Here is a 13,150-nt window from a genome sequence, read left to right on the forward strand (position 1 = left end):
CCGCCTGAACCACAACATCGCCCCTGCCTGAGGCGCAACGCGCCACCAGGCACTCGCCGGCGTCGCGCGGGAACGGAGCTACGCTCACGGTAGGGGAGCCAACGCCTACTTCGACCTTGGCGATGGCGGCGGAGATCGCCGAAGGGCTTCGCGCTCAACGCTGTCCTCACATCAGTCAAGGCTGCCTGACGTAACGCGACGTCGGGCGATGTTCCGAGGGAGCTCGATGACTGACTACTACGATCTCGGCCGCTACACCCGGCCGGTGTCGACCGGGGTGGGTGAGGCGCAGACCTGGTTCGACCGCGGCCTGATGTGGAGCTATGCCTTCAATCACGAGGAAGCGATCGACTGCTTCGAGCGGACCCGCGAGCTCGACCCGGAGTGTGCCATGGCTTCCTGGGGCATCGCCTACGCCTTGGGACCCAACTACAACAAGCCCTGGGAAAGCTTCGACCCGGCCGAGCTCGAGATGAGCGTCTCCCGGGCATTCGATGCGTCTGCCCAGGCGGAACGTCTCGCGCACCTGGCCACGCCTGTCGAGCGGGCGCTTATCGGCGCCCTCCGGCATCGCTGTCCCCAGCCGGAGGCGGTGGCGGACCTCTCGGTGTGGAACCACCGTTACGCCGAAGCGATGCGCTCGGTGTACGCCGAACATTCAGATGATCTCGACGTGATCACGCTATTCGCCGACGCCCTGATGAACCTCACCCCGTGGCAGCTGTGGGACCAGCGGACTGGTGAGCCGACTCCGGGATCCTGTGCCGTGGAGGCGCGTGCCGTACTCGACCACGCACTGGAGCTGCCGGGCGGGCCGGATCACCCGGGCGTGCTGCACTGGTACATCCACCTGATGGAGATGTCGTCCGTGCCGGAGCAGGCCCTGCCGAAGGCCGATCGACTGCGCGATCTCGTCCCCGATGCCGGCCACCTACTGCACATGCCCACGCACCTGGATGTCCTTTGCGGTGACTACTCCCGCGTGGTCTCCTCCAACGCGCGCGCGATCGAGGCGGACGAGAAGTTCGTGACTCGTTCCGGCCCGATGAACTTCTACACGCTCTACCGCTGCCACAACTATCACTTCATGATCTACGGCTCGATGTTCCTCGGGCAGCGGTCCCTCGCGCTGCAGACGTGCAGCGAACTCGAGGCGGCGGTTCCTGAGGAGCTCCTCCGCGTCCAGGTGCCACCGATGGCGGACTGGCTCGAGGGACTCCTCCCCATGCGTATGCACGTGCTGATCCGCTTCGGCATGTGGCAGGAGATCATCGACGCAGAACTGCCGAGGGACCCGGAACTCTACTGCGTGACTACGGCGATGATGCACTACGCGAAGGCAATCGCCCACGCCGCCTCCGGCCGGGTGGAGGCGGCCGAGGCGCAGCGGGCGATCTTCGAGGACGCGGCAGGGCGGGTCCCGCAGTCGCGCACGCTGTTCAACAACACCTGTCAGGACATCCTCGCGGTGGCGGCCGCGATGCTGGAGGGCGAGGTGGAGTACCGCAAGGGGAACATCGACGCTGCCTACGCCGCGCTGCGACGGTCGATCGAACTGGATGACAACCTTCCCTACGACGAACCCTGGGGGTGGATGCAGCCGACCCGACACGTCTACGGGGCGCTGCTGTTGGAGCAGGGCCACGTCGATGAGGCCGAGGCGGTGTACCGGGCCGACTTGGGCCTGGACGGCACCATCCCACGGTCCCAACAGCACCCGGGCAACGTCTGGAGCCTGCACGGCTTCCACGAGTGCCTGGTCCGGCAGGGCCGCAGAGGAGAGGCCGCCATCATCGAGCAGCAGCTGCGCCTCGCCCAGGCCAGGGCTGACGTCCCGATCAACGCCTCCTGCTTCTGCCGACTGTCGGCTTTCGGGGAATCGTCCCCTGGCACCGGGTCTGCCGGAGGCTGCCATTGAAAAGTCCCGCCGCCCGCCTTCGGCGTCACCGCGATCTATCGGCCGCGGTTCCGGCGAACGACCTTCTCACTTCGTCGAAGTCGCCCAGCTCCGCGGCTGAGACCGGGGTGGGGGCCGCGACGAGATGGCCGAGGAACCGGCGGCGGTCGGTGCCGGTACCTTCCTGAGCGCTGCCTGCGCCGTCTGCGCTTCCCCGAGATTCCCGGCTTCGGCGAGGCGCGGCGAGCGGCCTTGGGGGATCCTCGACGGACCTGTGCGGACCTGGCGCGTACGACGGGACAGCCATGATGCGCAGGTCACGGCCCAGGCTCCACCGATCGCGCTGTGGATATTTCGTGGTCGCCGACGGCGAACCAGGGCAAACACCCACGTCCCGACTACCGGCCGGTAAGCACAGGATCCTTCGTGGCGGTGTCGTCCTCAGCCGTCCGCCGATCGTCTTACAGGTAGGAGCGCCGATTCGGCACCGAGCCGCCGAGTGCTCTCGGCATGGAACACAGCCACCAGGAGGACGATCACATTGGCCACCAAGCCACAGCCGATCCCGGAGAGGTACCACCGCATCAGGCAGATGAGGTTGTCGCTGTCAGACCGCTCAGCAGGACGAATAAGTCACATGCCAGGCGCCCCGGTCGGCGTTCGAGAGCCCTGGTCGCCGAGTGCGGATTCCCGTTACATGCGTCGGGCGACGACAACGGCTACGAGGCGATCTTCGCCAGCACCTCTGCCCGTGCTGTCGTGGCGTCGGGTGCGGTGAGGGCGATGCCTGCGAGCTGCCGGCAGCCCTCATGCGTCTGCGCCGCCAGAGCTGTTCGTACGTCACTTAGGCAACTCGGCGCCGTTGACAGGCTGGTCACCCCGAGTCCGACGAGCACCAGGGCCAGCGCGGGGTCGGCCGCGGCCTCCCCGCACACGCCGACGGGCCTGTCGTGCCAGGCTCCCGCCTCGGCCGCCATGCGCACGAGATCCAGCAGGGCCGGCTGCCAGGGGTCCAGAAACTCCGCCAGTTGGCCGAGGGTCCGGTCGGCGGCGAAGGCGTACTGCGCAAGGTCGTTGGTGCCGATGCTGAGGAAATCACAGACCTGAGCCAACTCCCCGGCGCGCAGCGCAGCCGCCGGCACCTCCACCATGGCTCCTGCCATCCGCAGGCCGTGAGCGCGTACCTGCTCGGCGAATCCGTCCGCTTCGCGGGGCACCGAGACCATGGGAGCCATCACCCAGACCTCGGCACCGCTGCCCGACGCCGCGTCGGCGATGGCGGCGAGCTGGGTTTGCAACAGTCCCGGGTCTCGGAGGGCGGTGCGTAGACCGCGTACGCCCAGAGCAGGGTTCTGCTCGTCCGCGGCGGTGGCGAACGGCAGCGGCTTGTCCGCACCTGCGTCCAGTGTGCGGACGACGACGCGGCGCCCCGCGAAGGCGGTGAACACCTCGCGGTAGGCGGCGAACTGCTCTGCTGCGGAAGGGGCTTGGGCGCGGTCGAGGTAGAGGAACTCGGTGCGGAAGAGACCCACACCTTCGCTGTCCGCGGCTGCCGCGGTCGGCAGCTCGTGCGATGCGCCGAGGTTGACCAGCAGCTTCACCGGGTGGCCGTCTGACGTACGGCCCGGCCCGCGCACCGACTCCGCCAGGCTGCGCCGGTGCTGCTCGAGTTCGGCGGCTGCCGTCACGGCCTGTGGCGGCGGATCGACGTGTACGGCACCGGCTGCGCCGTCCACCAGAACGGAGAGCCCGTCTGTGAGCGTGCCGGCGCGGTCACAGACGACCACGGCAGGCAGGCCGAGGGTCTTGGCGAGGATGGCGGTGTGGCTGGTGGGTCCGCCGCGTTCGGTGACCAGGGCCAGTACCTGGGAGGGGTCGAGCAGCGCAGTGTCGGCGGGGGCGAGGTCGGCGGCGACCAAGACATAGGGGTGGCCAGGGTCCGGCAGCCCCGGCATCGGCAGGTCCAGCATCGCGGCCACTGAGCGGTCCCGTAGATCATCCAGATCGGCCACTCGCTCGGCGAAGTAGCTGCTCGCCGCCTCCAGTTGAGCACGGAACTCACCGAAGGCGTCGGCGATGGCGTGCACCCCGTCGGCGCCGGCCCGTATCCGGGCCTCGACCTGGTCGCCCAGTACGGGGTCCGCGACCATCAGTGCCTGGGCTGACAGCACGTCGGCGGCATCCCCCGTGACAGCGGCGGCGCGCCGCTCCAGGTCGGCGGCGACCTGACCCAGCGCGTGGCGGGCGGCGGTGACTTCGGTCGGCACGTCCGCCTGGCTGAGGGTGCGGACCTCGGGCGGGGCGGGCACTGGTGCCATACGGGCGACGGGTCCGGTCGCGCTTCCCGCACTGACCCCGATCCCCTTCAACACGGCAGTCGTCATGTCTGCTCCTCGGTGTCGATGGCGCGGGCCGTGGTGCGTACGGGCGGCGAAGGCGGGCGGGCGCGTTGCCTGCGGCACGTACCGAGGACGGCAGTTGGGAAAGACATGAAGATCTCCGCTGGCGTGGTTCGGATAGGGCGTGGAGTGGCACGAGGTGCCCCCGGAGTAGGGGCCCTTGCGTGTGGGTCGATCAGGCCGGGACCGACTCCCTGGATTCCTGCTGGGACTTGGCCGGTGCCGAGGTGGAGGGGATCTCCGCCGCCGTGGTCGGCGTGTTCCGGCGGCGCTTGAGGAGGACGACGAGTCCGCCGGTGACGAACGTGCCGGCGGCGACGGCCACCAAAAAGAGCAGAGGCTGGCCGATCAGCGGGACCACGAAGACGCCGCCGTGTGGCGCGCGGAGGGTACAGCCGAACGCGGTGGTCAGTGCACCGGTGACGGCACCGCCGGCCATCGAGGCGGGGATCACCCGCAGCGGGTCCGCAGCGGCGAAGGGAATGGCACCCTCGCTGATGAAGGACGCCCCCAGCACCCAGGCGGCCTTGCCGTTGTCCCGCTCCGCCTTGGTGAACAACTTCCCCCGGACCGTGGTCGCCAGGGCCATGCCGAGCGGCGGGACCATGCCCGCCGCCATCACCGCGGCCATGACCGTAAGGCTGCCGTCGGTCGGGTGGGTCAGGCCGCCGACCGCGAAGGTGTACGCGACCTTGTTGACCGGACCGCCCAGGTCGAAGCACATCATCAGGCCGAGCAGCACACCCAGCAGCACCGCGTTGCCGCCCGAAAGCCCGCCCAGCCAGTCGGTCATGCTCTTCTGCGCCGCGGCGATCGGCTTGCCGACCACGACGAACATCAGAAACCCGACGACCATGGACGACAGCAGCGGGATCACGACCACCGGCATGACGCCGCGCAGCACCGGCGGTATGCGCAGCCGCTGAATGGCCATCACCACGGCGCCGGCGATCAGTCCGGCGACCAGTCCGCCGAGGAATCCGGCGTTGATGGTCATCGCGATGGAGCCGCCGACGATGCCGGGCACAAGACCGGGCCTGTCGACCATGCCGTACGCGATGAAACCGGCGAGGACCGGAACGAGGAACTCGAAGGCGGCGCCGCCGGTCTGGAAGAGCAACGCGGCCCAACTGGCGGCCTCGGTCCAGCCGAAGTGCTCGGCGACCGACGGCGCCTTGTCGATCTGGTAGCCGCCGATGGCGAAGGCGATCGCGATCAAGAGTCCGCCCGCGGCGACGAACGGCACCATGTAACTCACGCCGGTCATCAGCCACTTGCGCAGTCGCGTACCGAAGTGCTCTCGGGAGGTGTCCGGCGCCTCGGCGGGCGGCGCTGTGCCGGCGGGTGCGGTGACGTCTCCGCGCTGGGCCTTTCCCCGTACTTCGGCGATGAGTTCCACGGGCCGGTTGATGGCAGCCTTCACACCGACGTCGACGGTGGGCTTCCCGGCGAACCTGTCCTGCTCCCGCACCCCTACGTCGTGGGCGAAGATCACGCCGTCGGCGGCGGCGATGACGGCCGGGTCCAGCCTCGTGAACCCGCCCGAGCCCTGTGTCTCCACCACGACCTCGGCGCCCTCGGCCTCACCGGCCTTCTCCAGACACTCGGCAGCCATGTAGGTGTGGGCGATCCCGGTCGGGCACGAGGTCACGGCAACGATGCGGAACGGTGCCGACGGCTGCACCTCGGCCTCGGCCTCCGGTGCCGGCGAGGACTCCTCTCCGCGGATCAGGGCGGCGACCGCGGCCGGTGACTGCTCCCCGCGCAGCGCGGTCGTGAACTCCGCGTCCATGAGGCGGCGAGCCAGGCCCGACAGGATGGTCAGGTGGTCGTTGTCGGCTCCTGCCGGCGCGGCTATCAGGAAGATCAGGTCGGCCGGACCGTCGGTCGCGCCGAAGTCGATGCCCCGCGTGCTGCGTCCGAAGGCCAGCGTCGGTGAGGTGACGTGCTCGCTTCGGCAGTGGGGGATGCCGATGCCGCCGTCCAGACCGGTCGGCATCTGGGCCTCGCGGGCGGCCACGTCGGCGAGAAATCCGTCGAGGTCGGTGACCCGGCCGGCGGCTACCAAACGCTCGGCCAGCGCACGGACAGCTGCTTCCTTTGTCTCATGGGACAGGTCGAGGTCGACCAGTTCCGCGGTGATCAACTCACTCATCGCGCGGCTCTCCTTGCTTGATGGCCACCCTGCCGGGCGGCGTCGGGGATGTGAGGGTTCGGGGGTTCACGTGGGCGTTCACGGCGCCGGATCCGTCAGTGCACGGTCCAGCGGTACGTCCTTGGTGACCGTCACCGCCGACTGATCCAGATCGGCCGGCGTGGGCATGGCGCTGCCGGGCAAATGCACGGCGGCGGCGCCGTGTGCGACTGCAGACGCCAGAGCGGCGGGACCGGTGCCTCCCGCGGCCAGGAACCCCGCCAGCGAGGCGTCACCCGCGCCGACGTTGCTGCGGACCACAGCAGCCGGTGCGCTGCCGAAGTACGCTCCGGACGCGTCGAGCAGGAGCTGACCGTCCGCCCCGAGGCTGGCCAGGACCGCCTGGGCGCCACGTTCGCGGAGCTCCTCCGCCGCCTTCACCGCGTCGCCGAGGGTGGCCAGGGGACGTCCGACGGCCTCGGCAAGCTCCTCGGTGTTCGGCTTCACCACGTCCGGACGCTCCGGAAGCGCCGCGGTCAGGGCCGCACCGGAGGTGTCGAGGGCGATGCGTGCGCCCGCCCGGTGGATGATTGCGACCAGCTCGGCGTACCAGACGGGCGGCAGGCCACGCGGCAGACTGCCGCAGCAGGCGATCCAGTCGGCGTCCGCCGACAGCGCACGTACCGCCTCCAGCAGCGCCTCGGCCTCGGTTTCCGTGATCTCGGGGCCCGCCGCGTTGACCTTGGTCAAGGTGCCGTCCGCTTCGACCAGCGTGGCGTTGACCCGGGTCGAGCCGGCCACCGGGACGCCGGACACCTCGATGCCGTGGTCGCCGAGCAGTCGGCCGAGCAGCGCGCCCTCCGGGCCGCCCAACGGCAGGACCGCGACCGTACGGTGGCCGGCGGCGGCCACAGCGCGGGAGACGTTGACGCCCTTCCCACCGGGGTCTACCCGGTCCGTGGTCGCCCGGAGGACTGAACCGCGGTCCAGCGCCGGCAGTTCGTAGGTGCGGTCCAGGCTTGGGTTCGGGGTGATGGTGAGGATCATGCGCGCACCACTTCCGGGCCCTGCTGCTCGATGGAACGTGCGTCGTCGGCGCTGAGTCCGGTGTCCGTAATGATCAGGTCGACGTGGGAGAGATCGCCGAAGCGGCCGAAGTGCTCCATGCCGAACTTGCTGGAGTCGGCGAGGAGCACGACCCGGCGGGCGGCTGCGATGATCGCTCGCTTGACGGCGGCCTCGGCCAGGTCGGGGGTGGTGAGCCCGCCGCCGAGCGAGAAGCCGTTGGCTGCCAGGAACACGACGTCGGCGTGGATCTCGCTGTACGCGCGCAGCGCCCATGCGTCCACGGCGGCCCGGGTACGGTGCCGCACGCGTCCGCCGACGAGATGGAGTGCGATGCCCGGGTGGTCGGCGAGGCGGGCGGCGACCGGCAGGGCGTGGGTGACGACGGTGACCGTTGAGTCCACCGGGATGGCGGCGGCGAGGCGGGCCGACGTCGTGCCCGCGTCGATGATCACGCTCCGGTCGGCGGGCAGTTCGGCCAGGGCGGCCTGCGCGATGCGGTCCTTCTCCTCCGCTGCGACGGTGTCCCGCTCGGCGAGATCCAGCTCGAAGTCGAGTCGTCCAGCCGGGATGGCACCGCCATGTACGCGCTGGACCAGCCCGGCCCTGCCCATGGCCTTCAGATCACGCCGGACTGTTTCCGCCGTGACCCCGAACTCCTCGGCGAGAGACAACACGTCGACCCGCCCGCTCTCGTGGGTGAGTCGCAGAATCTCCTGCTGGCGCTCCGCTGCGTACATGTGGATTTACGTCCGTTCCATGCCCGAATCTGTTGCTTCGCGGGTACGTTACGCGGACACTTCCAGGAAGTAAACAGGTTCGGGCAAGAAGGCGGGCACGAACGGACGGGTGGACGTGGGTGCTGCTGCGGCACCATTCAGCCCTTCGATCATGACCGCGCCCGGGCCTCGAGAATTCTCACCGCGGAGCTGTCACTGAACCGCTGCCCGACATGGGGCCCGCCCTCGGAGCCGAATTCATCGAGGTCGGCCAGGAGCGACCGCTGGCTGATCACGGGTCCCGTGGAGCCCTCCTGTGGTTGCGCGGCACGGGCCGGTACGGCGGCGTGGAACTCGCTGCGCCGGTAGATCAGGCTGCGGTGCACATTGGCCAGGCGTGCCACTGCTGACACATTGATCCTCAGGCCGTCACGGGTCGGGTCGTCGAGGGCGGCCAAGACGCGCCGGCGTCTGCGGGCGGAGTCGTCGGCGCGCGCCTTCGCGAGCTGATCGGCCGGTACCGGACGACGATCCACGGTTCGCGTCCGAGCCGGGTGTCGCCCGCGGCGGGTCGGACGGTCGGCATCCCGAGCTGGACCGTGTGGGACTTGCGCAGGATCGCGGTGGCCCGGCGGATCTCCTCGCGGTCCGCCGGAGTCAGAGCGTCCAGGTCGGTCTCCACCCTGCGGATCAGGCTCCGCAGCCGGGTGATCGAGCTCAAGCCGCAGGCAGCGGTGGCTGACACAAGGGCGCCACTGCCGGATGCCCCAGCGTGGCTCCCGGCTCACCCCGGCAAGAGGGTGTCGAGCCCCGCACCTATGGCGATGGCAACGACGAAAAAGGTGAGCAGGAAGGTCCAGGCCTGCCGCTGGGTGGTGGTCTGAGCCGTCCGGCCGGAGCGGATGAGAGCCAACTGGCTCCGGATGTACCGGGTGAAGAGGGCCATCGTGACCAGGATCGCGAGCATGAGCACGGTGTAGAGCTGGAGCGCCGTGCGGGCGCCTTCGCCACGTTGGGCGGTGCCCGCGAACACCGCGAGGCAGCTGCCGAGGGCCGGGACGATAGCGAGGTAGAACTTCCAACTCCGCTTCGTGACCCATGTCTGCATGACCGCGCCGAAGGCGACGGCGGCTATGGCCGCGGCGATCCACCAGCCGACGGTGGCGGCGTCAGAGCCGGAACCCGCACTGAACATCAAGACCCCTTTGATCAAGTTCCCTTTGTGGGTGGCCGGGTGAGGGCCGGCGGGTAGGACCCGGATGCGGAGCATCCGCAGCGACCCGTACGTGATATCCGTGCACCCGCCCCGCCGGGCTCCGCACTTTCGGACAGACAACCGTCCTCACAGGGCGTCCGGGCCCGCACCAGGATCCGCTCACCTTCGTCCGCCACGTCCTCGAGGACCAGCGGATCCAGTCCCGAAAACACCGTGCTCACAAGCTCGTTGACAGCACACACGCGATGTCAATGACGCCAGACACGTTCCGTCACCACAAGTGAGACGGATCCGTTCGTTGTACACACCCTCCCGCACCAGGTAGTGAAGGCCGCGCCGTGAACCGGTGAACCGGTCGGCCGGGCCTTCCGAGTCCCGTGCACCGGACAGACTCACCTCTGGAACACATACAGTATACAATCAACTATCACGGCTGCGAGAAGCCGTTCCCCACGGCTCATCTCCGGCAAGCCCACCGAGCGCCCGACACGGAAGTCGCACCAAGAGGAAGTGAATCGCGCATGACGAACTATGGCGACGACGCGACGATAAGAGACATCCTCACCAACGCCGGGGACGTATGGGCCGTGGTCGGTCTGTCCAACAACCCTGAACGAGCCGCTTATCGCGTGGCAGAGAAGCTGCAGCGCTTCGGAAAGAAGGTGGTGCCCGTGCACCCCCGGGCCGAGACGGTGCACGGCGAACAGGGCTATGCCACCCTCGCGGAGGTCCCCTTTCCGGTCGATGTGGTGGACGTGTTCGTCAACTCCGCCCACGCCGGCGGCGTCGCCGACCAGGCGGTGACGCTCGGTGCCAAGGCGGTCTGGTTCCAGCTGGGCGTCATGGACGAGGCCGCCTACGACAGGACTCGCAAGGCCGGACTGCAGATGGTGATGGACTGCTCCCCGGGACGGGAGATCCCCCGGCTGGAACTGGACTGAGTTGAGGAGCTGTTGCCCTTCCATGCCTTGATTGCTGACTCTCTGCTGGTCAGACACAGTGTCGTGGCAGCAGACAGGACAGTCTTAGTGGTCGGGGCAATTGCCGTGCCCGCCCTCGCTGTTCGGCCAGGAGTTGTGGCGTTGGTCTGGTCGGGGCGGGGCGGGCCGGCAGTTTTGTTACTTCTGGATGGTGATGCCCTTGGGATTGAGGTGCGAGATGTTGCCGCTCTCGGTCCCGTCGGACGGGTCGATCACGCAGTCGATGAGTGCCGGGGTGCCCGACGCCAGCGCCTCGCGCAGGAGCGTGGCCACCGCATCCGGTGTCGTCGCCTGGTAGCCCTTGCCGCCGAACGCCTTGATCATGACGTCGTGGTGGGCCGTGAGGGCGGTAGGTGCCGGGTCGGACGAAGGGGAGGCCTCGTTGCCGCGGTAGACACCGCCGTTGTTGAGTACGACGGTGACGACGGGGAGGTTGTAGCGGCAGATGGTCTCCACCTCCATACCGCTGAATCCGAAGGCGCTGTCGCCCTCGATGGCCACGACCGGGGTGCCGGTCTCGACGGCAGTGGCGATGGCGTAACCCATGCCGATACCCATGACGCCCCAGGTGCCGCTGTCCAGTCGGTGCCGCGGTACCTGCATGCCGATCGTGTTGCGGGCGAGGTCGAGTGCATTGGCGCCCTCGTTGACGACGTAGGCCTGGGGGTACTCCTGCAGGACGTCACGGATCGCCTGCAGCGCACCCAGGAACTTCATGGGGTGTGCGCTCACGGCGGCCTCGAGACGTCCGGCCATTTTTTCGACGTTCTGCGCCGCGCGGGCGTCGAGTTCCTCGCGCCACTGCGCCGGCACTGTGATCGCGCCCGCCTTGTTCCGCTCGATCAGGGCCTCCATCACGGATCCGACGTCACCCACCAACGGAGCCGCGATGGGCTGGTTGCTGTCCATCTCGGAAGCGGCGATGTCGACCTGGATGAACCTGGCCTCCGGATTCCACTGCGGCGCTTCGCCATGCCCCAGGAGCCAGTTGAGCCGCGCGCCGACGAGCATCACGACGTCGGCCTTGCGGAGCGCCAGCGAGCGGGCGGTGGCCGCCGACCCCGCGTGGTCGTCGGGGAGGAGGCCCTTCGCCATCGACATGGGGAGGTAGGGGATTCCCGTGGTTTCGATGAATTCCCGGATCTGCTCGTCCGCCTGTGCGTACGCCGCGCCCTTGCCGAGCACGACCAGTGGCCGCCGGGCGTTGGCGAGGAGGCCCATCGCACGGTCGACGGCCTCCCCGTCGGGCAACTGGCGCGGCGCCGGGTCGACGACCGGCCACAGTGATGCGGCGCCCTTCTCCGCGTCCATGACTTCGCCCAGCACGGCGGCCGGGATATCGAGGTAGACCCCACCCGGGCGCCCCGAGACGGCGGTGCGGATGGCGCGGGCCAGACCGCGACCGATGTCCTCCGCGCGGTGAACCCGGTAGGCCGCTTTGGCGAAGTGCCTGGCCGCAGCCAGCTGGTCCATCTCCTCGTAGTCGCCGCGCTGCAGGTCGACGAGGTGCCGTTCGCTGGATCCGGAGATCTGGACCATCGGGAAGCAGTTCGTGGTGGCATTGGCCAGGCCCACCAGCCCGGTGAGGAAGCCTGGTGCGGACACCGTCAGGCAGATGCCCGGCTTCTTCGTCAGGAATCCGGCTGCTGCCGCGGCGTGTCCCGCGTTGCTCTCGTGGCGGAAGCCTATGTAGCGGATGCCCGCTCCCTGCGCGACACGCGCCAGGTCGGTGATCGGGATGCCGACGACACCGTAGATGGTCTCCACGCCGTTGAGTTTGAGCGCATCGACGACCAGATGAATCCCGTCGGTGACATCGGGGTGGTCTACGCCCCCTGCCTCTGTGCCCGGTACGGAAGCGGCGGTCATGGTGAGGACCCTCCCTGGATGGTGCGACCGAATCACGGAATACTGCATACAGTATGCTCGCCTCAGGTGGACTGGCAAGGATTGCGTTGAGCGCTCGAGATGCGGTTCTGCCCCGGCCCCACGCCACCACCGGCGGCGCTCCACCGATATGCGCACCACGATGACCGCCGAACGGCAACGGATCCACGAGCAGTTGCAGGTCGCGCAGTGTGCAATCGGTGAAACGAACCCATCTCTCGGACTTGGGCTCGCGCCGCTGACTGTCGTGGGTGGAGTGGGTTCGCCGGCTAACGCGATCGTGCCGCGTTGACGCAACTGGCGAGGCTGCTGCTCGCCGTTCAGTCCGGGGGGTCGCCGCCCGAGCAGCGTAGGCGCGGACATCGGCCTCCGGGTCCAGCGTCAAGATATCGCCCTCAGCGCCCACAGTGCACATGATGCACATCGACGAAACCGCAGTTCAGGAGCTCTTTGCGGCCCTCTCAAGGATCGCGACGCATTCCATGTGGTGGGTCATCGGGAAGAGGTCGAAGGCGCGCAGGAAGCGGGGCACGTAGCCGGCCTCCTTGAAGTAGCCGAGGTCGCGGGCGAGGGCCGCCGGGTCGCAGGCGACGTAGCCGACGCGGCGTGGGCCCAGCGCCGCGATCTGCTCCACCGTCTTCTTGCCCGCGCCCGCCCGCGGCGGGTCCAGGACGACCAGGTCGGCCTCGGTGATGCCGGTGCGCGGCAGCACCGACTCGACCTTGCCCTGTTCGATGCGGACCCGCTCGAACTGCGCCAGGTTGTGACGGGCGTCCTCGCACGCGCGCTTGGTGGACTCGATGCCGAGGACCGCTCCGGTGTCGCCGATACGGTCGGCGAGCGCGCCCGCGAA

10 protein-coding genes and 2 pseudogenes are annotated in these 13,150 nt (G+C 68.9%); 2 read left to right on the forward strand and 10 right to left on the reverse strand.

All coding sequences use genetic code 11. The annotated features are described in order from the left end of the window. Positions 1-226: 226 nt before the first annotated feature. Entirely contained in the window at positions 227-1,918 is a 1,692-nt protein-coding gene (locus ACRDP3_RS17555) for a tetratricopeptide repeat protein (protein ID WP_431517903.1), read from the forward strand. A 698-nt stretch (positions 1,919-2,616) separates the two neighbouring features. On the opposite strand, the gene ptsP is transcribed toward ACRDP3_RS17555, so the two are convergent. From ptsP to ACRDP3_RS17595, 8 genes and pseudogenes are all read right to left on the reverse strand, one after another. After that, entirely contained in the window at positions 2,617-4,281 is a 1,665-nt protein-coding gene (gene ptsP / locus ACRDP3_RS17560) for a phosphoenolpyruvate--protein phosphotransferase (RefSeq protein ID WP_431517904.1), read from the reverse strand. A 190-nt stretch (positions 4,282-4,471) separates the two neighbouring features. Continuing rightward, the gene (locus tag ACRDP3_RS17565) at positions 4,472-6,451 is read right to left on the reverse strand and encodes a PTS fructose transporter subunit IIABC (protein ID WP_431517905.1); all 1,980 of its coding nucleotides are present in this window, start codon (positions 6,449-6,451) and stop codon (positions 4,472-4,474) included. 78 nt (positions 6,452-6,529) lie between these two features. Continuing rightward, positions 6,530-7,477 (reverse strand): 1-phosphofructokinase, encoded by a 948-nt coding sequence (gene pfkB, locus ACRDP3_RS17570; protein ID WP_431517906.1) that lies wholly within the window; start codon positions 7,475-7,477, stop codon positions 6,530-6,532. Beyond that, positions 7,474-8,235, reverse strand: coding sequence for a DeoR/GlpR family DNA-binding transcription regulator (locus ACRDP3_RS17575; protein WP_431517907.1), 762 nt, complete (start codon positions 8,233-8,235; stop codon positions 7,474-7,476). Before ACRDP3_RS17575 ends, pfkB begins: the two co-directional genes overlap by 4 nt. Before the next feature lie 149 nt (positions 8,236-8,384). Further along, on the reverse strand, positions 8,385-8,627 hold the full coding sequence (locus ACRDP3_RS17580; RefSeq protein ID WP_431517908.1) for a hypothetical protein: 243 nt from the start codon (positions 8,625-8,627) through the stop codon (positions 8,385-8,387). 8 nt (positions 8,628-8,635) lie between these two features. Continuing rightward, positions 8,636-8,935, reverse strand: coding sequence for a hypothetical protein (locus ACRDP3_RS17585; RefSeq protein WP_431517909.1), 300 nt, complete (start codon positions 8,933-8,935; stop codon positions 8,636-8,638). Positions 8,936-8,998: 63 nt separating this feature from the next. Continuing rightward, entirely contained in the window at positions 8,999-9,409 is a 411-nt protein-coding gene (locus tag ACRDP3_RS17590; RefSeq protein ID WP_431517910.1) for a hypothetical protein, read from the reverse strand. A gap of 58 nt (positions 9,410-9,467) precedes the next feature. Next, a pseudogene (locus ACRDP3_RS17595) lies at positions 9,468-9,672 on the reverse strand (ISL3 family transposase); the annotation flags it as partial. 279 nt (positions 9,673-9,951) lie between these two features. On the opposite strand from ACRDP3_RS17595, the gene ACRDP3_RS17600 reads away from it, so the two are divergent. Beyond that, positions 9,952-10,371 (forward strand): CoA-binding protein, encoded by a 420-nt coding sequence (locus tag ACRDP3_RS17600; RefSeq protein WP_431517911.1) that lies wholly within the window; start codon positions 9,952-9,954, stop codon positions 10,369-10,371. 177 nt (positions 10,372-10,548) lie between these two features. Here the strand turns inward: ACRDP3_RS17600 and oxc are convergent, their stop codons facing one another. Both oxc and ACRDP3_RS17610 read right to left on the reverse strand, forming a co-directional pair. Next, a complete protein-coding gene (gene oxc, locus ACRDP3_RS17605; protein WP_431517912.1) occupies positions 10,549-12,279 on the reverse strand; it encodes an oxalyl-CoA decarboxylase in 1,731 nt (576 codons plus the stop codon). 457 nt (positions 12,280-12,736) lie between these two features. Beyond that, positions 12,737-13,150 (reverse strand): annotated as a pseudogene (locus tag ACRDP3_RS17610) (RNA methyltransferase); the annotation flags it as partial.

The organism is Streptomyces sp., assembly GCF_050698815.1.
In the GTDB taxonomy this organism is placed as follows: domain Bacteria; phylum Actinomycetota; class Actinomycetes; order Streptomycetales; family Streptomycetaceae; genus Streptomyces.

What these genes read in the sequence shown, in the direction of transcription:
- ACRDP3_RS17555 (WP_431517903.1), top strand. Translation starts at nt 227, where the DNA reads ATGACTGACTACTACGATCTCGGCCGCTACACCCGGCCGGTGTCGACC.
- ptsP (WP_431517904.1), bottom strand. Translation starts at nt 4,281, where the DNA reads ATGACGACTGCCGTGTTGAAGGGGATCGGGGTCAGTGCGGGAAGCGCG.
- ACRDP3_RS17565 (WP_431517905.1), bottom strand. Translation starts at nt 6,451, where the DNA reads ATGAGTGAGTTGATCACCGCGGAACTGGTCGACCTCGACCTGTCCCAT.
- pfkB (WP_431517906.1), bottom strand. Translation starts at nt 7,477, where the DNA reads ATGATCCTCACCATCACCCCGAACCCAAGCCTGGACCGCACCTACGAA.
- ACRDP3_RS17575 (WP_431517907.1), bottom strand. Translation starts at nt 8,235, where the DNA reads ATGTACGCAGCGGAGCGCCAGCAGGAGATTCTGCGACTCACCCACGAG.
- ACRDP3_RS17590 (WP_431517910.1), bottom strand. Translation starts at nt 9,409, where the DNA reads ATGTTCAGTGCGGGTTCCGGCTCTGACGCCGCCACCGTCGGCTGGTGG.
- ACRDP3_RS17600 (WP_431517911.1), top strand. Translation starts at nt 9,952, where the DNA reads ATGACGAACTATGGCGACGACGCGACGATAAGAGACATCCTCACCAAC.
- oxc (WP_431517912.1), bottom strand. Translation starts at nt 12,279, where the DNA reads ATGACCGCCGCTTCCGTACCGGGCACAGAGGCAGGGGGCGTAGACCAC.